We start from the raw sequence: 18,774 nt of genomic DNA, 5'->3' as shown, positions 1-18,774 counted from the left end.
CCAGCTGGCGTGCAATTTTTGCTGAAGCCGTGATCCTCTATAAACACAATTCATGAATGCTCTAGAAATGGCCCGATTAGTAGTGCTGGTTCAAGTTAAAAACTGGGATTCACATTGAGCAAACCCTTACTGCTGTTAATTGATGGCCATTCACTGGCTTTTCGAAGCTTTTACGCCTTCTCAAAAGGTGGCGAAGGCGGGTTGAGCACAAAGGCTGGGGTGCCCACAAGCGTTACCTATGGCTTTTTAAAAGCATTGCTTGATAACTGCAAACCATTAAAACCAGATGGTTTGGTAGTGGCATTTGATACCGCTGAACCAACCTTTCGCCATAAGGCCGATGAAACTTATAAGGCCCATCGAGATGTGGCACCAGAACATTTCTTTAGTGACCTTGCAAACCTGCAACAAATTCTTAAAGAAAGCCTTGATATCCCCCTCGTGATGGCACCGGGCTATGAAGCAGACGATGTGCTCGGCACCTTGGCAAACCGTGCTGCAACAGAAGGCTGGCGGGTGCGAATCCTCTCAGGCGATCGCGATCTATTTCAACTGGTAGACGACCAGCGCGATATTTCTGTGCTCTACATGGGGGGTGGCCCCTATGCAAAAAACAGTGGCCCCACGGAAATCCGCCGCGAAGGGGTTATCGCCAAACTGGGGGTTACCCCAGAAGAAGTGGTGGATCTAAAGGCCCTCACAGGCGATAGTTCAGACAACATCCCAGGAGTTAAAGGTGTTGGCCCAAAAACTGCAATCAATTTGCTAAAAGAATTTCAAGATGTGGATGGTATTTATGCCGCCCTCGAGCAATTAAAAGGCCCAAAAGATTGCAACGGCAGCCTCAAAGGGGCATTGATTGAAAAATTAAGGGCCGATCGAGAAAATGCTTACCGCTCAAGAATGCTGGCCGAGATACTCATAGATGTGCCCCTACCAACCGAACCACGGCTGCAGCTTGGAACTGTAAAATCAGATGAACTTAGCAGCAACCTAGAGGAATTAGAACTACACAGCCTCGTTAAACAGGTAGTAAATTTTGCCCAGCTATTTTCTCTAGAAAAACCAGAACAAACAAGCAACATAAACTCCCTAAGTAATCATCTCGAAGATAATTCTCAAGGCAATTCCAACGGCATACTAAATGCTAATGATGAAGAAAATAAATCTGTAGAAGAAAATTTAAATAACCAACACACATTAGAACCTCAGATAATTTCAACAGCTGCAGCTCTTGATTACTTAGTAGCAAAGTTACTAACTTGCACTGATTTCAAAGCACCCATTGCTTTAGATACAGAAACCACAAGCCTCAACCCTTTCCAAGCCGAACTGGTGGGTATTGGGGTGGCATGGGGTGAGGGGATCACTGATTTGGCTTATATCCCAATCGGTCACCAAAACCGGCTCGGCAGCCCAGCCCAGCTGCCCCTCGATCTGGTGCTAACCGCCCTAAATCCTTGGATTATTAGCAGCTCCCATCCCAAGGCGTTGCAAAATTCAAAATACGACCGCTTGATTCTGCTGCGCCACGGATTGCCCCTTGGAGGGGTGGCAATAGATACGATGTTGGCTGATTATTTGCTAGATCCAAATGCCAAACATGGCCTGGACGAATTAGCAAAACGCAATTTCAGTTTCACTCCCACTAGCTTCACTGATTTAGTACCAAAAGGGCAAAACTTCAGCACTGTATCCATAGAAGCTGCCGCTCAATATTGCGGTATGGATGTGCATCTCACCTGGCGATTAGCTAAGTTGCTACGAGAGAAATTGAGCGCCAGCGGCGAAGCATTAAATCAGCTTCTTGATGATTTAGAACTGCCATTAGAACCAGTGCTTGCGCTGATGGAAGCAACTGGCATTCGTATTGATATTCCTTACCTGCAGGAGTTGGGAGCTGAAATGGCAAAACAATTGCAATTACTTGAGCTAGCAGCCCGCACAGAAGCAGGTGTTGATTTCAATCTGGCTAGCCCAAAACAACTAGGGGAATTGCTATTTGAAACCCTTGGGCTGGATCGCAAAAAATCGCGCAAAACAAAAACCGGTTGGAGCACTGATGCAGCGGTGCTTGAAAAATTAGAAGCTGATCATCCACTGGTGCCATTAGTGCTAGAGCACCGCACATTAAGTAAATTAAAAAGCACTTATGTAGATGCTTTACCGCTGCTGGTGGAAGCGGAAACCAGCCGCGTTCATACCGATTTCAACCAAGCCGTTACTGCCACCGGCAGGCTATCAAGCAGTAATCCAAATCTCCAAAACATTCCAATCCGCACTGCCTACAGCCGGCAGATTCGTAAAGCATTTTTACCCCAAGAGGGCTGGAAGTTATTAAGTGCTGATTATTCCCAAATCGAATTGCGAATTCTAGCTCACTTAAGTAAAGAAGAAGTATTGGTAGATGCCTACAACAACGGCTACGATGTGCATGCACTTACAGCAAGGTTATTGCTAGATAAGGCTCCAACTGAAAGCATAAGTAGTGATGAACGCAGGCTAGGAAAAACAATTAATTTTGGGGTGATCTACGGCATGGGCGCCCAACGTTTCGCAAGGGAGGCCGGAGTAAGCCAAAGCGATGCTAAGGAATTTCTTGTTAAATATAAGCAGAGATATCAAAAAGTATTCGCTTTCCTTGAATTACAAGAAAGGTTGGCATTAAGCCGCGGCTATGTAGAAACAATTATGGGAAGGCGTCGTTTATTTAATTTTGATCCCAATGGGCTCGGACGCCTCAAAGGCAAAGATCCCCTTGAGATCAACCTTGAAGTAGCCCGCAGAGGAGGCATGGAAGCTCAGCAACTACGAGCAGCTGCCAATGCACCAATTCAAGGCTCGAGCGCCGATATTATTAAAATTGCGATGGTGCAATTACAACAAAAACTAATGGCATCTCAACTGCAAGCAAGGTTGCTACTGCAAGTTCACGATGAGTTGGTGCTGGAAGCCACGCCAGTAGCTCTGGATCAGGTGCTTACTCTCACCCGTGAAACGATGGAAGCGGCTGTTCTACTTTCAGTGCCTTTAAAAGTAGAGATTGGCGTTGGTCCAAACTGGATGGAAACCAAGTGAAATAACCCACTGAATATGACACTCAAGTTCAACAACACCCTCAGCCGTAAGATTGAAGAATTTCAACCCTTAATTGCCGGCCAGGTAAGTATTTATTGCTGTGGTGTAACCGTATACGACCTATGCCATCTGGGCCATGCCCGCAGTTACATCGCTTGGGATGTACTGCGCCGTTATCTGATTTGGAGTGGTTACAAAGTTACCTTTGTGCAAAATTACACCGATATAGACGATAAAATTCTCAATCGCGCAACTGCAGAAGGTAGCTCGATGCAGGAAGTTAGTGAGCGCAATATCAACGCCTTTGAGCTCGATATGGCTCGCTTAAATATTCTGCCCGCCGATCGGATGCCAAGGGCCACCCGTTGCCTTGATGGCATTCGCGCCTTGATAACAGAACTGGAAGCAAAGGGGGCGGCCTACAGCGCTGATGGCGATGTTTATTTCGCCGTAGCAAAAGCAAACGGTTATGGCCTGCTTAGTGGCCGTAACCCTGATGAACAGCAGCAGGGGGCCAGTGGGCGCACCACTAGCAGCGAAGATGCCCGCAAGCAACATCCCTTTGATTTTGCCCTTTGGAAAGCGGCAAAACCAGGGGAACCGAGCTGGGAATCCCCCTGGGGCCACGGTCGCCCCGGTTGGCATATCGAATGTTCAGCCATGGTGCGCCAAGAATTTGGCGACAGCATTGATATTCATCTTGGCGGCGCAGATCTGATCTTTCCGCATCATGAAAATGAAATCGCCCAATCTGAAACTGCCAGTGGGAAACCACTAGCCCGCTACTGGCTACACAACGGCATGGTGAATGTTGAAGGCACAAAAATGTCTAAATCACTAGGCAACTTCACCACGATCCGTGCCTTATTAGATAGCGGTATTTCGCCGATGACCCTGAGATTTTTTGTGCTGCAAGCCCATTACCGCAAACCATTGGATTTCAGCGCAGAAGCTTTGGCAGCGGCTGCCACTGGTTGGAAAGGCTTAAATAATGCCTTGCAACTAGGAGCTCGCCATAAGGAAATGTTGAGCTGGGCTGCTATTGATCCAATTTCAGCCCCCTGGCTTGCCGCAAGCCAAGGCCGCTTTAGTGCCGCAATGGACGACGACCTTAATAGTTCCGCAGCCCTTGCAGTGTTATTTGAACTGGCAAAACCACTGCGAGCGCTTGCGAATCGCTTAGAGCGGGGCGATGTTCCAAGCATTGAGGAACGGGCCTTGGGCTGCCAATGGCAACTGCTGCAAGAACTGGCAGGGGTGCTTGGTTTAAAGGCAGAAGAAGCTGAGTTCAACAGCTCTAACGCAATTAATAGGCAGAGTGATTCAGAATTTGAGACTGAAATTGAGGCTCAAATTGAGGCTCGCAAGGCGGCAAAAGCAAACCGCAACTTTGCTGAAGCAGACAACATCAGAGCTGCTCTAAAAATGCAAGGAATTGAATTGATCGATAAACCCGGTGGTAGTACTGAATGGCTGCGTAGTTAGGGTTTTTGTTGATCGCGCATTAACAATTCAATTTTACGAATGCTGGCTGCAGTTGCAGTCCACACTTCTTTTGTGAATTCGTCTTGGCATTGCTCTACTAATTGCTCAATTGATTCACCGCGATCAAACGCATCCCAAAGTTGCCGTTCAAGCTTGGCTCGTTCAATGAAATTCCAACGTTGCAGCCAGGGCATTTTCATGGCGGATTTGGATAGCTTCTTGCATCTTGGCCAGGCGTGGAAGCTACCCACGCCAATGGCACACTTGAGCCATTACACCGCCTAAACGAAACCAGTGAAAGCCCTCTCAATACTTGGCTCCACCGGATCGATCGGCACCCAAACCCTGGAGATCGTTGATGATTTCCCAGAGCTTTTCAAGGTGGTGGCCCTCACAGCTGGCAAAAATTTAGATCTGCTTGTTAAACAGATTCAGCGCCATCGCCCTGAGGTGGTGGCCTTAGCTGATCCCAACAGCATCGCGGAGCTGCAGGAACGGCTAACTAGTTGTGGTGCTGCACTTAAACCGCCGGTATTACTGGCGGGCAGTGATGGTATTTGCGCAGCTGCTGCTTGGGCTTCTGCTGATCTTGTTGTTACCGGCATCGTGGGTTGCGCCGGCCTTTTGCCCACCCTTGCAGCAATCCGCGCCGGTAAAGATTTAGCCCTAGCGAATAAAGAAACTTTGATTGCAGCTGGCCCAGTGGTGCTGCCAGAACTTGAAAAAAGCGGCTCCCGTTTACTGCCAGCTGATTCTGAACATTCAGCTATTTTTCAATGCCTTCAAGGCACACCATGGGCTGATTCAGCCCGCCTTTCAACGGGTATTGCCCCCCCGGGCCTGAGGCGCATTCAGCTCACCGCCAGCGGTGGGGCATTCCGTGATTGGGATCCCGCTGATTTATCCAAAGCAACAGTGGCAGATGCCACCAGCCATCCCAACTGGAGCATGGGCCGCAAAATTACCGTTGATTCAGCTTCTTTGATGAATAAAGGGCTTGAAGTAATAGAAGCCCACTATTTATTTGGCCTTGATTACAACGAAATTGAAATTGTTATTCATCCCCAGAGCATCATCCATTCAATGGTGGAACTAGCCGATTCATCGGTGCTAGCTCAATTGGGTTGGCCCGACATGAAATTGCCGCTGCTCTATTGCCTCAGCTGGCCCCAGCGGCTGGAAACCCCCTGGCGCCGCCTTGATCTCACCGAAGTAGCTGAGCTCACTTTTCGCAAACCAAACCCAGCGATGTATCCATGCATGGATCTTGCCTATGCGGCCGGTAGAGCTGGCGGCACCATGCCCGCAGTGCTAAATGCCGCAAATGAACAAGCCGTTGCAATGTTTTTAGAAGAACGTATTCAGTTTTTAGATATCCCCAAATTAATCGAACACACCTGCACAAAACACCAGCAGGAACTACGGGCAGATCCCAGCCTGGCAGACGTTTTAGCGGTAGATAGCTGGGCGCGGCTGATAACAGCAGAAGCCGCCCCATAGCCGAAAAGATTCCGCACAGTACTTCCACAACGGCCAAAACTTGGCTAACAAGTACAGAGGTTGCCTATTGCTTGCCATGCCCCTCTCAGCCGTTGAATGCCCCGGCGATGTTTGCCATAGCCACCACGGCGGCCATGAAATTGAACGTTCTGAACTGCAGGAAAGCCTGAGGGCCCACGGAGAAGAATGGTGCGAAAGGCTCGCGGAACGCATCTACGAAATTTCAATCGATACCTTTTCCCAAACCGTTGTGCCAATGCTGCAGCAGCAAGGCTGGCAAAAGCGCCATCTCGACTGGGAATTCAAGCTTGGCAAAGAGATGATGGAAGTAGAACGCACGGTGGCAGACGGCACTATTAATGCAGTGGAAAGCTTTCTGCGCAGCAACGAAATCCAGCGTCTTTTCGTAAAAGAATTGGTGGGTGGCACCTTTGCTGAGGCCGATCAAAACAAGATGCGCTCTAAAGCTGTGCGCCAAGTGATCGAAGAAGAACTTTTAGCCTTCCTGCAGGAACGCCACGATGAATTAATAAATCGAGTGGGTGAAGCCCTTCTACCTGAAGCCGGAGGCGACCTTGAACAGGCCCGGATCCAAGCCAGTGAAGGTTTAGAGGATGTACATCACCTCCTGGTTAATCACAGCGAAGCAAACCGTTAATGCTGCCTCAGCAGAAGGTTCAATATCACCTGTTGTTATGTGCTTCCCCCACTAAGCCCCTTTGCCACCAGGGGCCTTTAGGGGCGCAATGCTGGGAGCAATTAAAAAAGAGCCTCAAGGCCGCGGGGCTGGAGCAGCCTGAGCGTGAGGAAGGAGTGGTGTTACGTACAAAGGCCGATTGCTTGCGCTTGTGCAGCAACGGACCGGTGCTACTTGTGTGGCCTAGCGGCCACTACTACGGCGAGCTCACCCCCAAGCGGATCGAGCGAATCGTGGCTCAACACCTAATCAATGGGGAGCCGATCACTGAATGGTTGATCAAGCAAAACAGCTTTTAACCACTGAGCCGTGAAACGATCGCCCCAGCAGGCCAAGGGATGATCACCTTTGGCGTGAAATCCGTTGTGCCCCCCGTTTGGCGTGAGCACCACTTTTAGTGATGGGCAGGTTTGCTCATCGCGTAAGCGTTGGGCAGTGCTTGCTGTTACCCAGGGATCATCAAGGGCCTGCAAAAGCAAACTAGGCACCTTAAGTTCAGATAATTTATGAATTGGGCTCGCTGCTTTGTAATAGGCAGCAGCATTGCTGTAGCCCCAGCGGGGAGCAGTGATTGCTTCATCAAAATCTCGAATAGTTCTTACTTTCCGCAAGGCATGGCGTTCATGTTCATTTATGCCAACTGCATCTTCCAGGGTTTGCTTCACTAAACGCTTCACCAACCAATGCTGATAGATGCGGTTGCGGGGCCGCTCGATTGATGCTGAACACAGGCCGAGATCCAACGGGCTACTAGTGCAAACCAGCGCATCAAGGCAGCTTTTGCCATCAATATTGAGGCCGGGATCCAAGCAGGCATTGAGCAGAATCGTGCCGCCAAGGGAGATACCAACCCCCACCAGGGGCTTACCTGCCGCCAAGCCACGACCCACGGCCAGCACCGGCGCTAGATCTTGATTGCAAAGTGCTGCATAGCTACCTGGAGCCAGCGCTCTGCCCTTTCCTGCCCCCCGCAAATTGAGACGCAGCACCGCAAAACCACTGGCCTGTAGGGCAAGGCCCATGCGCCGCAACCCCTCTCGATCGCTGCTGCCGCCCAGGCCATGGAGCAAAAGCACCAAGGCCAGCGGCTTGGGGTGGGGGTCGTGAAAAGCCAGCAGGGCGCCGCCGCAAGGAAGCCGCACTGGCACTGGCACGCCTTGATCCGGAGGCAATTTTGGCAGCCGCAAGGTATCTCGCAGGGTTTGTAAATCCCCACCCCACCAGGGAAACCGGGATTTAAAAGCGGATAACGCCATCGCCTTTAGCTATGCCGGATTAACAGCTAACCAATCGGCTAAAGCTTGAGGAACCACATCTTCAGCGCTGGTGATTTCAAGTATTCGACCCACTGCAGCAGGTAATTCGATGGCATCAAGGCATACCTTTGCCACCAAACGGCGCGGAATACTGCTGCTTTCTTGCTGATCAGCATCTGTAAAACGAATTCCCTGCAATTCCAGCTGCTCTTCTGCTTCTTTGAGGCCGCCAGGGCGCACGATCGTGTATTTCAAACCACTAGCTGCAAGCCAGCGTTCCCCGAGGCGCTTCCAAAGCAAGATGAGGCCAAACAAGTTAAGGGGGTGAAATAAACGGCCGCTGCAGAGGGAACTAACCAACACCACACGCTCTACCCCAGCCTTTTTACAGGCGGATATTTGAGCTCTTATGCCCAACGCATCCACTTTTAAAGGCCCTGCAAGATCAAGCGAAGGCCTTGCGCCTGTGGCGATCACCAAGGCATCACAACCACTTAAAGCGGCCACAAGTGCAGCTTGATTAGCCAAATCCAAACGCTTTATTTCCACTTTCCCATCAGCAAAAGCTTGCGGCACCTGGGAATCTGGTCGCAGGATTGGCACAACTTGGTTGCCCCGCAAAAGGGCTTCATCCACCACACGCCAGCCCGTTTTCCCGGAGGCACCAGTAACTGCGATACGCATTAAAAAAGAGGCAACAATTCCTGTTCTAAACAATTCACTTCAGCCCACGCACCGCGGCTACGCAAATTACGTAATCTCAAAATTAATGGGTCGATATCGCACTCTTGATTAAGACAACATTCCAGTTTTTTTACCAGTTCCTTAAGCACTGAAGGGGAATTGGGCGCAGGATTAGGCATCAACTTTTAAGCGGCAATCTCTATGCATGGAAGCTAGGTCCGCCAGCGCCACTAACCCTGCGTACATACACTCAAAATATTGTTATGGCTTCTCCTTCTTTTGCCATCAGCCGGCTACAAAGCAGGCCAGCGCTGGGAATTCGCCCCCGTCGCTGGCAGCAACGGCTTTTGGAATTACTGCGTAGAAGGCTGCAATTAGCAGCTCCGGGCGTTTGCACTGATGTGTTGATCCATGCCGGGCCGGGCGCCGGCAAAACCCTCGGCAGCCTTCATTCCTTTTTGCAACTACGCCAAGGCCAGCAGTTGCAAGCAATCTGCATTTGCTGCCATCGCAGTTCAATTGCCAACCAGTGGAAAATTGCAGCAAGAAGGCTTGGCCTCGATTTAGGGGAGGGTGTGTTGGGGTCTGATGGTTTGATTTGCAGCTATCAAGCCGCTAATCGCGATCCTCAGCAATGGCGGCTCCTATTGCAAAGCCAAGCACCTTTGCAACATTGGCTGCTGGTGGCAGATGAGGTGCATCACCTTGGCTTGGATCCACTACAACCGGAGGAAGGGGGTTGGGGCCACAGCTTTGAACAACTCAGCAGTGGTGCCAAATTACGACTAGGGCTCACCGGCACGCCATTTCGCGCCGACCAATTGCAGTTTTGTTCCTCCCATCAACAACTCGTAAAAATCAACGGGATAAGCCAACGAATAATTACCCCCGATTTAGTAATAACGCCTCAGGAATTAATTAATTCAGGTGATGTGAGGCCGCTACGGTTTCATTTCCAGGATGGCTGGATCGAATACGAAAACAAGGAACGCTCTGCCTTATCGGCTGAACAACGCGAGAGCTGGCGAGCAAGAAACCTGCGGCGGGCAGTGCGCTTGGGTGATCGCAGCAGTATTGCTCTGCAGGTGTTGCTGCAAGCACGAAAACGGCGTGAAGCTTTGCAAGAGCAACAGCCGGGGGCGGCTGGTTTGGTGGTTGCCCGCGATATCAGCCATGCCCGGGGCATTAGTTGCCTGCTGGAGGAGGAAGGCGACAAGGTGGTGCTTGTGCATTCACAAGATCCAGGCGCAGCAGAGGCCCTGAGTCGCTTTCAAGGGGGAGAAGGGGAATGGCTGGTAAGCGTTGACATGTGCGCCGAGGGTTTTGATGCCCCACGGCTAAGGGTGGTTGCCTATCTCACAACAGTTACAACCCGCAGTCGGTTTTTGCAGGCGATCACAAGGGCAGTGCGCCTCGATGGCAGCCGCAGTGCAATTGAACCAATGCCACGGCATGCCTCCTACATACATGCCCCTGCTGATCCATTACTGATGGCATACGCCCGTAATTGGAGCCTCAGCTCCCCCTATTTATTGGCACCTGAGGGGGCTGAGGAAATCAGCCCTGAAGCAGCGCTTAACAGCGGCAACTGGCGGCCTGAGCAGCGGGCGGTAAGCGATGCAGCTGGGGCTGTGATTGAAATCAAGGAGCCCCAGCTGCCGGGATTTCTTGCTGCTTGAGGTGCCAGTCACATTTGGTTAGGAGCTGGCCGAGCGCAGTCACAATTAAGGGAAATCGCTGTTGCTTAATAAAGCAGCGGATAAAAAGGAGCCCGGAGCCCACCGCGAGCACGTCACCCCTAACTCCGCTGCCGGGCAGTGGAGTTTTTTTTTGCTCTACCCTCAGCTTTATTTCGCAACAGGCTTTAATTTCTTCTAAGCCTTGCCAAGCAGAACAGGATCGATACCTTCTGGCAATGCAAACAATTTTTTTCACCAGCTTGGTTGCACAGCCAGTTGCATTTCTGCTAGCTGGTGCTGTTGGTTTTCTGCCTACTGCGCCGGTAAAGGCGCAAACCATGATCACGGTGGAGCCTTTCCAGCTTCCTGCAATTCCCCAAGCTGTGATTCGCGAAACTGTTACTCCTAAAACTGTGCCACGAGCCGTTTGGCGTTTGCGTGGTGCTGCATACCTAGATGATCCATGGCATCGCTTGCCTGCTAATCAACTGCAAGGGGTGGAGCTGCCCCGTTCTTTGCAGGTGGATCCCAGCCCAGATCCAAGCCAGCGGCTCTAACAGCAAGGCTGATCAAGCCCAGTATCCAGGATTTTATCTGGTTAGGCTTTAAGCGAATGGATTCCGCATAGAGCGCTTTATTTATGGCCGATTTAGAAGTACAAAGTTCAAACAATTTCCTAGAAAATGTAGTAGTGGTGGGCTCCGGCCCCGCTGGTTACACCGCGGCTTTATATGCAGCTCGGGCAAACCTCAACCCGATCCTGATCACTGGCTATCAAGAAGGGGGCATACCTGGCGGGCAATTAATGACCACCACCCATGTGGAAAACTTTCCCGGTTTTCCAGATGGAATCATGGGCCCTGAGTTAATGGATCGCATGCGTGCCCAAGCGGTGCGTTGGGGCACCCGTTTAATCGAAGCAGATGCAACAGCTATTAATCTTTCAAAGCGCCCCTACTCAGTTCAGGTAGAAGGTGAAACGATTTCTAGCCATAGCTTGATCATCGCCACAGGGGCAAGTGCTAATCGACTTGGCATTCCAGATGAAGCTAAGTTTTGGAGCCACGGCATCAGTGCCTGCGCAATTTGCGATGGGGCCACACCGCAATTCCGCAATGAACAACTAGCGGTGGTTGGGGGCGGAGATTCCGCCTGTGAAGAGGCGGTGTATCTCACTAAATACGGCAGCCATGTGCATCTGATCGTGCGCCGCGAAAACCTGCGGGCAAGTAAAGCCATGGCTGATCGGGTTCTAGCAAATCCTCAGATCACCGTGCACTGGAATCGCCAATTGGGCAGCCTTGCCGGCACTGATTGGCTTGAACAGCTCAGCTTGCTTACAAGTGAAGGCGAACCGGCAGAAACCCTTGCGGTGCGCGGCATTTTTTATGCCATCGGCCACACCCCAAACACTCGCCTCCTGGAAGGGCAACTACCCCTTGATAACAAGGGTTATCTGATCACCCAAGCAGGTTCCCCAGCCACCGCTAAAGAAGGCGTATTTGCCGCAGGGGATGTGGCCGATTCCGAATGGCGCCAAGCGATTACCGCAGCCGCTAGCGGCTGCCAAGCGGCCCTGGCAGCAGAACGCTGGCTCAGTGAACACAACCTCGCTACCACCGTGAGCCGCCAAGTTGTTGATCCCATTGCAGCTGAACAACCGCTTAAAACAGAAGAAGTTACCGAAGAAAATTTCAATCCAGATGCCCTTTGGCAGGGGGGAAGCTACGCCCTAAGGAAGCTTTATCACAACAGCAAAAAACCGCTGCTGGTGATCTACACATCTCCAGATTGCGGCCCTTGCCATGTGTTTAAGCCTCAATTGCGCCGCATCCTGAATGAATTAGAAGGCGCCGCCCAAGGGGTGGAAATAAATCTGAATGAACACAACGACATCGCAACTCAAGCCGGTGTAACCGGCACTCCAACGCTTCAATTATTTATGGGAAAAGAACTTAAACAGCAATGGCGTGGCGTACAACAACGCAGCAGTGTGAAAGCTGCAATTGAGGCGCTTCTTTGATCTAACGGCGGCGTGGGCCACCAGGGCGGTTGCCTCCGCCAGGGGGCCTGCCGCCAGGAGCAGAAGCGTTGCGTTCTCGGTAAGTGATCCGCCCCCGGGTGAGGTCGTAAGGGCTAATCTCCACCAAAACTTTGTCGCCCGCTAGTAATTTGATGCGAAATTTTGTGAGCTTGCCTGCTGCACGGCACAAACATTGGTGGCCAGCAGGTTGCTCCAAAGTAACCAGATAGAAACCGTTCCCCTGCTCTTTTTCAATCACACCACTCGTTTCGATCATGCAGGGGGCAGGCCAAAAAAACAATTCAGTTGCAGTTTAAGGCGCAGGTGCACTACCAACAGCTACAGCCCCCACCCACCTTGCTGCTGCATAAGCCCTATGGAGTGCTGAGCCAGTTTCGGCGCGAACCCGGCAGTAGCTGGGAAAGCCTGGCCTCACTGGTGGCTCAGCCAGGCGTATATGCCGCTGGCCGCCTTGATGCCGATAGTGAAGGCCTGTTGATACTCACAGCAAATGGTGCTTTGCAACATCGCCTCACCGATCCCCGCTGGGGGCATTGGCGTTATTACTGGGTGCAAGTAGAGGGCAGCGCTGATCAAGCCGCTATTGAAAAGTTGCAACTGGGAATCCAGCTGAAAGACGGCTTTAGCAGGCCAGCAAGGGCCCGTTTGCTGCAACCGAATGAATATGAACCATTGCCAGCTCGGCTGCCACCGATAAGGCAACGTTTAACTGTGCCCACCAGCTGGATTGAGTTGGGCTTGCAGGAGGGTCGAAATCGCCAGGTGCGACGCATGAGCGCTGCGGTGGGATTACCCACCTTGCGCTTAATTCGCGTTGGCATCGATTTAATGGACGGCGCTGATCTTCTAAACCTCGAAGGCCTTGCCGTGGGGGAGTGGCGGCCAGTAACGGCTGAGGAGGAGCAACGGCTACAGCGGCTTGCTAACTAGCCCATCACCCCTTGCAGCTCGCGCACCGTCATTAGTTGGCCGTAGTAGTAATTAGCGCGGGCCCGCTCGGCTGATATTTCTAGTGCATCGATCACATCGGGGCCAACGCTGGCCCAAAGGTGATTGCCGCAAACACGATCGAGTTCAGCTTCCGCTTCCTGTTCAAGGTTTGCTAAGCGCCGTTGCAGGTTTTTGATTTGGGCGATTGCCATAACAAATAAAAGAGCTCAGAAGGGCAGTTTCTTTTTTGCATCCTTATCAAGATCGGCTTCCATCTCACGAAGGCGCCGCAGGATGCTGGTGAAATATTCCTGGAGATAGGCCTCCAGGCCTGTGGTTTCAGCAGGATCAAGGCCGAAGGAGGTGTAGCTCTGCTCCATTGCTGAAGTGAGGCTTACCCCTCCCCCGGTGACCTCTGCAAATGCCAATCTCTCGGCAATATTCACCCCAGGTTCAAAAAAGGATGCCACCCCTTGCATTGCGCGTATCAATAAAGGCGAAACTCGAATTACACGAGCATCCCTGCGGCTAAAGCGTTCGCATAACTGCACAACCTCGCCGGTATTCCAGGCTTTAGGGCCCACCACCGGGAAGCAGGCGCCAACGGTTTGCTCCTGAGCAAGGGCAGCCACGGCGAAACGAGCTACGTCTTGGGTGTTCATATAAGCAATTGGCGTTGAGCTGCCACTAACCCACACGGTTTGGCTTTCCAGCACTGGAATTGCAAACTGACCAATCACCCCTTGCATAAAGGCGCAAGTGCGCAGAACTGTGTAAGCGAGGCCCGATTCAGCCAACAACTGTTCAGTGCAGTATTTGATGTCCATCAAAGGCACATCGCGGAAGCTTTCCGCCTCCAGCAAGGAGATAAAAACAAACCGCTCTAAACCAGCTCTGCGGCAATGGTTAAGCAGATTTAATTTGCCATCCCAATCGATGCGATAAACGCTTTCACTATCGGTTGGCCTTGCAGTGGCTGCGTCGATTACTGCCTCTTGCCCCTCAAGGGCGTAGGCGAGGGAATCCTCTTCCAGCAGGTTGCCGCGGGTTAATTCACAACCCCATTCCTGCAAAAAAGCTGCTTTACGCGGGGAGCGCACCATGCAACGCACCTGATGCCCAGCATCCAGGGCCCGCCTTGCAATTTGACGGCCCAAGGTGCCTGTAGCACCCATTACAAGTACCTGCATCAGCACCCCTCAGTGCTGGGGAGCTTAATAAACCAAGGAGGGCTGCCGAGGGGAAAGCTCAATCTCCTTGCAACTTAAGTAATAAGGCGCCACCCACTAAACCCAATGGGATTAATACCCAAAAAACTGCTGCGATACCAAAAATTTCAGATGCCACTAGAAGAATTTCTGTTTGTTTTAGCTTATCGGGCTAAGCGCAATACCTCAGCCCAGGGGGCATCAGTGCGAAATTGCATCGCCTGAATCCCGCTCGCTGCAGCTTGCCAACCGGCGCCAACTAGTGCCTTAAGTAGGTCTTTTAAAGGGGGCATATCGCCCCCCAGCTGCCTTGCTAGATCGGCCAAGGCAAATGCTTCCGGTTGTTCTGCCGCATCATTTATTAAGCGTTGCAACTGCTTCAGCGCTGGCGGCGAAAGGGAATTGAGCCCTGCCTTCTGCTCCAGTTCAAGGGCAGCTTTTAAAACTGTTGTGTTTTGCAGTGGCCCTCGCCAAAGGGGGCCGCTTGTTACGGGCTCTGCCCCGCAATTGCTGCAAATTCCAAGCGATTTCCATGCCAACAATGAAGTGCCCCAGTGATTGCCGCAACGGTGGCAATAGGCCTGCAAACCCAGCAGGGCTTCTTCTGCTGCTGCAGGCCGGCGAGTTAATTGCACCGCACTGCGAAAGGTGCGGCCTTCGCTGAAACAAAGCAGTGGTTGCACGCCATGGCCCATGGCCCAGGCGGCCCGAGCCACAGCTCCCATCTGCAGCCGCAAAGCCAATTCCCAACTGCATGGTTGCGCCCGCACCGCTGCCCCAAGGCGCCGCAGCGCAGCGGGGCGATCGTGCCCCGTAAAGGAACGACCATCACTGCTGGCAAGGTAAAAAATGCCACCAAGCCGCACTGCCCCCAAAGCAGCTGGCAACAAATCGGTAGCAGCACCAAAGGCATCTAGATCCACTAGATCAAAATGCTTTTCCTGCAACACAAAACTGGCAAGCAATTTTTGAATTGTTCCACTGCTTGCCTGCCAATGCACCCCATCGCGTTGAGACAGTGCCGCCAAGTTGTGATCAAGCAAGGCCAAGCGTTGCGGATCAGCGTCGTTTACCACCAATTCAGTGGCTCCAGCCTCTAACCCATAGCGAACACTGCGAATACCACAACCAGCGAGGCCATCCAGCACAGCTATGGGCATGCCCTGGCGTTTCTGAGCCAACCAACGCAGCAAGATCACGCCGTAGTCGCGAGCGGGCCTGGAATCAACTCGAAAAAAGCCATCCCCCAGCAACACCCGAGCGGAAGCTTCGCAATAGTGAGCTTGTTCAGATGTGATTGTTGTTTTCAAGTGATGCCACCTCGATCCGGCAGCAATTGGGGAGAACAGAGCCAAGCAGAGTTTGGCCCTTGGCGCTGCCATTGGCGTCGGCTTGGGTCCAAACAAGCACCGGCGCTGGTGTTGCTCCATGGTTTTGGAGCAGCAAGCGGCCACTGGCGAGATAACGCTGCGGATTTTGAGGCTGCAGGTTTCTGCGTTTATGCAATTGATCTACTTGGATTTGGCCAAAGCGATCAGCCTTCAATAAAACTTGACAACAGAATATGGAGCCTGCAATTACAGAAATTTTTAATTGAAGTTGTGCAGGGACCAGCGGTGCTGGTGGGCAATTCGCTTGGAGCACTGGTGGCACTCACCACCGCAGTTTTTGCGCCGGAGTTGGTAGTTGCTGTAGTGGCAGCGCCACTACCTGATCCCACCTTGATACAACCGTTGCCATTGCGGCGCAGCCCCTGGAAACGCAAGCTGGAGCGCTTTTTAGTTAATTCAATAGCCCGCTTGCTTCCACTCGGCCCCTTGATCGCGTTGCTACGCCAACCGGCGCTGCTGCGGCTAGGGATCGGTAGCGCTTATTCAAATCGAGCCCGAATCGATCGAGAGCTTGTCAAATTGATCCAGCAACCGGCCCGCCGCAGCGGCGCCCCTGGAGCACTTGCGGGCATGGTGCGAGGTATGGCCCTAAGACCTGGAGCAGCTACAGCGCCGCAACTGTTGCCGAGGTTGAGCTGCCCTCTTTTATTGCTATGGGGCAAGCAAGATCGCCTGGTGCCAGTTCGAATCAGTAAAAAAATACTGGCTTACATTCCAAAAAACCGCTGTGATCTAGAGCTGATTGAAGGAATCGGGCATTGCTTCCATGATGAAGATCCAGAGCGTTTTAACCAACTTGTTTTGAATTGGCTCAAAGCAGGGAACATCAGCGCCTAGGTTTAACGCGGCCAAAGTAATGGCGATGAAGCACACCCTTTCGGTGTTGGTAGAAGATGAATCCGGTGCCCTTAGCCGGATTGCAGGGTTGTTTGCCCGTAGGGGCTACAACATTGAAAGCCTTGCTGTGGGGCCAACAGAACAAGCTGGTGTATCACGGCTCACCATGGTGGTAGCCGGCGATGACCACGTGTTGGAGCAAATGACAAAGCAGCTCCTCAAATTAGTAAATGTGCTGGAAGTGATTGATCTTTCCCACATACCAGCCGTGGAAAGAGAATTAATGCTGTTGAAAGTAAAGGCTGATGGCAGCAGCCGGGGTGCTGTATTTGATCTGGTTCAGGTATTTAGGGCCAAGGTGGTGGATGTGGCTGATGAAGCACTCACCCTTGAAGTTGTGGGAGATCCAGGCAAACTTGTAGCCCTTGAACAACTGCTCAGGCCTTTTGGCATCCTCGAAATTGCCCGCACCGGCAAAGTGGCATTACAAAGGGCTTCTGGGGTGAATTCTGAATCGTTAAGGCTGCGTAATTCAGATAGCTATGTGCCCACCTGAAGCACTTCAGCTTTACGCAAGCGATCACCTTGCACGATCGAATCAACTACAGGCATACCTTCAATTACACGGCCAAATACGGCATAGCGCCCATCCAATTCAGGTAAATCGCTGAGGGCTATATAAAACTGAGCGCTAGCTGAATTTGGATCTTGGGAGCGGGCCATTGCCAAAGCGCCGCGGTAATGGGGTAGCGCCAATTGATCTGTCACTCTTGCGCCGCTGATAGGGCGTCCATAGCGAGGGGATGCTTCAGAGCTGAGCTTCACTTCAAGCGGAATAAAGCGGGGCGCTGCAGAGGCTGGATCAAGGAAATTACCAGTGCCAAAAAGGCTGGGTGACACCCCAGCTTTTGCCGACTGGGGATCGCCACCTTGCACAACAAAGGGGCTGGGTTGTTTTACAACCCGATGAAAAACTGTATTTGTGTAGGCGCCTCGTTTTACTAAATCAAGAAAATTCCCGGCCGTTAGCGGTGCGTTTTTGCCATCTAGCTCAACAACAATCCGTCCACGATCAGTTATTAGCGCAATTCGGGCTGTGCTTTGCAAGCACGGACTAGCGCTCTGGCTGCAACCCGCTTCTTTGAGCGCTGCCGGTGAAGAGCAAGCGGGCAACCATAAAAGAGCAAGCAAACTCAATAAGGCAGGAAAAAGCCGCTTCATACCCCCTCCAATGGAACACCTAAATAACGAGCAAGTTCAGCGCCCCCCTGCTCAAGTTCAGCCAGGGCGATTGGTTCACCCACTCGGGTAAGGGGTAGGTCGCGGCGGCCCCGCAATTTGAGCGCTAAGCGGCGCCGGGGGTTTAGGCCGTCACGCACCTCCACCTTTACTGATTGCACATCAGCGCAAGGAATAGTAAAACTTATTAATTGGCGAAATCCACGACGTTCGATTGTGATCAAATTCGCTTCTTTATCAAAATTGTTAAACCCAGAGCCCACATCAATGCCAATCACAATCCATAAATAGGTGCTTAGAAGCACTGCAGCCAGGCCATACCCCCCCATTATCAAACCCTGGGGCACAAAAAAGAGCGCTGCTGGATGCCCCACCGGCAATAAATCACGGCCTAAATAACTGGAGAGGCTGGTAAGCAAAAAACCGATGCCCCCTGTGGAAACCAGCACCGCCATCAGGATGTTGGAGGGGCGGCGGGAGCCGAGTACAGATTGGTTAATTGGTATCGCCAAGGAATAAGCAGCTGTTGTGGTTGCATCCTGCCAAAGCGCAGCGAAACATCAGCAAAAATATCTCGCTAATGAGTAAATCTACTTAAACATTTAAACAGTAGAAGAGTTTCAGCACGTTTCCATTTGCCGCATACGCCCCAAAAACATTGTTACCATCGCCAAGTATCACTCCACTATCAATGACGATCGCCCTAGGGCGCGTTAGCCAGCGCGGATGGTTCGACATCCTCGACG

22 protein-coding genes are annotated in these 18,774 nt (G+C 51.8%); 11 read left to right on the top strand and 11 right to left on the bottom strand.

Features of this window, described 5'->3' with window-relative positions; all coding sequences use genetic code 11:
- Nucleotides 1–102 precede the first annotated feature (102 nt).
- On the top strand, nt 103–3,078 hold the full coding sequence (gene polA / locus AC2JC8_RS03860; RefSeq protein WP_484594241.1) for a DNA polymerase I: 2,976 nt from the start codon (nt 103–105) through the stop codon (nt 3,076–3,078).
- A 15-nt stretch (nt 3,079–3,093) separates the two neighbouring features.
- Nucleotides 3,094–4,563, top strand: a complete 1,470-nt coding sequence (gene cysS / locus AC2JC8_RS03855) for a cysteine--tRNA ligase (RefSeq protein ID WP_484400661.1) — start codon at nt 3,094–3,096, stop codon at nt 4,561–4,563.
- Here the strand turns inward: cysS and AC2JC8_RS03850 are convergent.
- Nucleotides 4,560–4,763, bottom strand: a complete 204-nt coding sequence (locus AC2JC8_RS03850; protein WP_399218651.1) for a hypothetical protein — start codon at nt 4,761–4,763, stop codon at nt 4,560–4,562. The genes cysS and AC2JC8_RS03850 overlap by 4 nt on opposite strands.
- A gap of 94 nt (nt 4,764–4,857) precedes the next feature.
- Between AC2JC8_RS03850 and AC2JC8_RS03845 the strand changes: the two genes are divergently transcribed.
- The 3 genes from AC2JC8_RS03845 to AC2JC8_RS03835 all read left to right on the top strand — a co-directional run bounded on the left by AC2JC8_RS03845 (nt 4,858) and on the right by AC2JC8_RS03835 (nt 7,059).
- Nucleotides 4,858–6,063: a 1-deoxy-D-xylulose-5-phosphate reductoisomerase gene (locus AC2JC8_RS03845; RefSeq protein ID WP_484400662.1), complete on the top strand. Its 1,206-nt coding sequence runs from the start codon at nt 4,858–4,860 to the stop codon at nt 6,061–6,063.
- 76 nt (nt 6,064–6,139) lie between these two features.
- Nucleotides 6,140–6,721: an EF-1 guanine nucleotide exchange domain-containing protein gene (locus tag AC2JC8_RS03840; protein ID WP_484400663.1), complete on the top strand. Its 582-nt coding sequence runs from the start codon at nt 6,140–6,142 to the stop codon at nt 6,719–6,721.
- Nucleotides 6,721–7,059: a (2Fe-2S) ferredoxin domain-containing protein gene (locus AC2JC8_RS03835; RefSeq protein ID WP_484400665.1), complete on the top strand. Its 339-nt coding sequence runs from the start codon at nt 6,721–6,723 to the stop codon at nt 7,057–7,059. Before AC2JC8_RS03840 ends, AC2JC8_RS03835 begins: the two co-directional genes overlap by 1 nt.
- Here AC2JC8_RS03835 and AC2JC8_RS03830 read toward each other — a convergent pair.
- Genes AC2JC8_RS03830 through AC2JC8_RS03820 form a run of 3 tightly spaced genes read right to left on the bottom strand, consistent with a single transcriptional unit; the run spans nt 7,006 to nt 8,879 of the window.
- On the bottom strand, nt 7,006–8,016 hold the full coding sequence (locus AC2JC8_RS03830; protein WP_484400666.1) for a YheT family hydrolase: 1,011 nt from the start codon (nt 8,014–8,016) through the stop codon (nt 7,006–7,008). The genes AC2JC8_RS03835 and AC2JC8_RS03830 overlap by 54 nt on opposite strands.
- Nucleotides 8,017–8,025: 9 nt before the next feature.
- Nucleotides 8,026–8,700, bottom strand: a complete 675-nt coding sequence (locus AC2JC8_RS03825; RefSeq protein ID WP_484594229.1) for an SDR family oxidoreductase — start codon at nt 8,698–8,700, stop codon at nt 8,026–8,028.
- Nucleotides 8,700–8,879 (bottom strand): hypothetical protein, encoded by a 180-nt coding sequence (locus tag AC2JC8_RS03820; RefSeq protein WP_484400668.1) that lies wholly within the window; start codon nt 8,877–8,879, stop codon nt 8,700–8,702. The genes AC2JC8_RS03825 and AC2JC8_RS03820 overlap by 1 nt, the downstream gene beginning before the upstream one ends.
- A gap of 84 nt (nt 8,880–8,963) precedes the next feature.
- On the opposite strand from AC2JC8_RS03820, the gene AC2JC8_RS03815 reads away from it, so the two are divergent.
- From AC2JC8_RS03815 to trxB, 3 genes are all read left to right on the top strand, one after another.
- On the top strand, nt 8,964–10,379 hold the full coding sequence (locus AC2JC8_RS03815) for a DEAD/DEAH box helicase (RefSeq protein ID WP_484420023.1): 1,416 nt from the start codon (nt 8,964–8,966) through the stop codon (nt 10,377–10,379).
- Between the two features lie 236 nt (nt 10,380–10,615).
- Nucleotides 10,616–10,936, top strand: coding sequence for a hypothetical protein (locus AC2JC8_RS03810; protein WP_484400671.1), 321 nt, complete (start codon nt 10,616–10,618; stop codon nt 10,934–10,936).
- An 83-nt stretch (nt 10,937–11,019) separates the two neighbouring features.
- Complete coding sequence (trxB, locus tag AC2JC8_RS03805; protein WP_484400672.1) at nt 11,020–12,402, top strand: thioredoxin-disulfide reductase; 1,383 nt, start codon at nt 11,020–11,022, stop codon at nt 12,400–12,402.
- A gap of 1 nt (nt 12,403) precedes the next feature.
- On the opposite strand, the gene infA is transcribed toward trxB, so the two are convergent.
- The gene (gene infA, locus AC2JC8_RS03800) at nt 12,404–12,679 is read right to left on the bottom strand and encodes a translation initiation factor IF-1 (RefSeq protein ID WP_106499542.1); all 276 of its coding nucleotides are present in this window, start codon (nt 12,677–12,679) and stop codon (nt 12,404–12,406) included.
- Nucleotides 12,680–12,726: 47 nt separating this feature from the next.
- Between infA and AC2JC8_RS03795 the strand changes: the two genes are divergently transcribed.
- A complete protein-coding gene (locus AC2JC8_RS03795) occupies nt 12,727–13,353 on the top strand; it encodes a pseudouridine synthase (RefSeq protein ID WP_484594228.1) in 627 nt (208 codons plus the stop codon).
- Here the strand turns inward: AC2JC8_RS03795 and AC2JC8_RS03790 are convergent.
- Genes AC2JC8_RS03790 through AC2JC8_RS03775 form a run of 4 tightly spaced genes read right to left on the bottom strand, consistent with a single transcriptional unit; the run spans nt 13,350 to nt 15,871 of the window.
- Nucleotides 13,350–13,565, bottom strand: coding sequence for a hypothetical protein (locus AC2JC8_RS03790; RefSeq protein ID WP_255131668.1), 216 nt, complete (start codon nt 13,563–13,565; stop codon nt 13,350–13,352). The genes AC2JC8_RS03795 and AC2JC8_RS03790 overlap by 4 nt on opposite strands.
- A gap of 15 nt (nt 13,566–13,580) precedes the next feature.
- Nucleotides 13,581–14,543, bottom strand: coding sequence for an NAD(P)H-binding protein (locus AC2JC8_RS03785; protein ID WP_255131671.1), 963 nt, complete (start codon nt 14,541–14,543; stop codon nt 13,581–13,583).
- 58 nt (nt 14,544–14,601) lie between these two features.
- The gene (gene petM / locus AC2JC8_RS03780; protein WP_106499538.1) at nt 14,602–14,700 is read right to left on the bottom strand and encodes a cytochrome b6-f complex subunit PetM; all 99 of its coding nucleotides are present in this window, start codon (nt 14,698–14,700) and stop codon (nt 14,602–14,604) included.
- 25 nt (nt 14,701–14,725) lie between these two features.
- Nucleotides 14,726–15,871: a N2,N2-dimethylguanosine tRNA methyltransferase gene (locus AC2JC8_RS03775; protein ID WP_484594227.1), complete on the bottom strand. Its 1,146-nt coding sequence runs from the start codon at nt 15,869–15,871 to the stop codon at nt 14,726–14,728.
- Between the two features lie 3 nt (nt 15,872–15,874).
- Here AC2JC8_RS03775 and AC2JC8_RS03770 point away from each other — a divergent pair, with 3 nt between their 5' ends.
- Nucleotides 15,875–16,789: an alpha/beta fold hydrolase gene (locus AC2JC8_RS03770; RefSeq protein ID WP_484594240.1), complete on the top strand. Its 915-nt coding sequence runs from the start codon at nt 15,875–15,877 to the stop codon at nt 16,787–16,789.
- Nucleotides 16,790–16,814: 25 nt separating this feature from the next.
- Nucleotides 16,815–17,345, top strand: coding sequence for an acetolactate synthase small subunit (gene ilvN, locus AC2JC8_RS03765; RefSeq protein WP_484594226.1), 531 nt, complete (start codon nt 16,815–16,817; stop codon nt 17,343–17,345).
- On the opposite strand, the gene AC2JC8_RS03760 is transcribed toward ilvN, so the two are convergent.
- Both AC2JC8_RS03760 and AC2JC8_RS03755 read right to left on the bottom strand, forming a co-directional pair.
- Nucleotides 17,330–18,010, bottom strand: coding sequence for a peptidylprolyl isomerase (locus AC2JC8_RS03760; RefSeq protein WP_484594225.1), 681 nt, complete (start codon nt 18,008–18,010; stop codon nt 17,330–17,332). The genes ilvN and AC2JC8_RS03760 overlap by 16 nt on opposite strands.
- Nucleotides 18,007–18,540: a photosystem I assembly protein Ycf4 gene (locus tag AC2JC8_RS03755; protein ID WP_461555714.1), complete on the bottom strand. Its 534-nt coding sequence runs from the start codon at nt 18,538–18,540 to the stop codon at nt 18,007–18,009. The genes AC2JC8_RS03760 and AC2JC8_RS03755 overlap by 4 nt, the downstream gene beginning before the upstream one ends.
- Nucleotides 18,541–18,774 lie beyond the last annotated feature (234 nt).

The sequence above is a fragment of the Synechococcus sp. genome (assembly GCF_982614295.1).
This window is presented reverse-complemented; position numbering and strand designations above follow the sequence as displayed.

Coding starts and splice junctions, on each gene's coding strand:
- AC2JC8_RS03830 (WP_484400666.1), bottom strand. CDS start 8,016: ATGGCGTTATCCGCTTTTAAATCCCGGTTTCCCTGGTGGGGTGGGGAT.
- AC2JC8_RS03790 (WP_255131668.1), bottom strand. CDS start 13,565: ATGGCAATCGCCCAAATCAAAAACCTGCAACGGCGCTTAGCAAACCTT.
- AC2JC8_RS03825 (WP_484594229.1), bottom strand. CDS start 8,700: ATGCGTATCGCAGTTACTGGTGCCTCCGGGAAAACGGGCTGGCGTGTG.
- AC2JC8_RS03810 (WP_484400671.1), top strand. CDS start 10,616: ATGCAAACAATTTTTTTCACCAGCTTGGTTGCACAGCCAGTTGCATTT.
- cysS (WP_484400661.1), top strand. CDS start 3,094: ATGACACTCAAGTTCAACAACACCCTCAGCCGTAAGATTGAAGAATTT.
- AC2JC8_RS03785 (WP_255131671.1), bottom strand. CDS start 14,543: ATGCAGGTACTTGTAATGGGTGCTACAGGCACCTTGGGCCGTCAAATT.
- AC2JC8_RS03760 (WP_484594225.1), bottom strand. CDS start 18,010: ATGAAGCGGCTTTTTCCTGCCTTATTGAGTTTGCTTGCTCTTTTATGG.
- ilvN (WP_484594226.1), top strand. CDS start 16,815: ATGAAGCACACCCTTTCGGTGTTGGTAGAAGATGAATCCGGTGCCCTT.
- infA (WP_106499542.1), bottom strand. CDS start 12,679: ATGATCGAAACGAGTGGTGTGATTGAAAAAGAGCAGGGGAACGGTTTC.
- AC2JC8_RS03835 (WP_484400665.1), top strand. CDS start 6,721: ATGCTGCCTCAGCAGAAGGTTCAATATCACCTGTTGTTATGTGCTTCC.
- trxB (WP_484400672.1), top strand. CDS start 11,020: ATGGCCGATTTAGAAGTACAAAGTTCAAACAATTTCCTAGAAAATGTA.
- AC2JC8_RS03840 (WP_484400663.1), top strand. CDS start 6,140: ATGCCCCTCTCAGCCGTTGAATGCCCCGGCGATGTTTGCCATAGCCAC.
- AC2JC8_RS03815 (WP_484420023.1), top strand. CDS start 8,964: ATGGCTTCTCCTTCTTTTGCCATCAGCCGGCTACAAAGCAGGCCAGCG.
- AC2JC8_RS03770 (WP_484594240.1), top strand. CDS start 15,875: ATGCCACCTCGATCCGGCAGCAATTGGGGAGAACAGAGCCAAGCAGAG.
- AC2JC8_RS03850 (WP_399218651.1), bottom strand. CDS start 4,763: ATGAAAATGCCCTGGCTGCAACGTTGGAATTTCATTGAACGAGCCAAG.
- AC2JC8_RS03820 (WP_484400668.1), bottom strand. CDS start 8,879: ATGCCTAATCCTGCGCCCAATTCCCCTTCAGTGCTTAAGGAACTGGTA.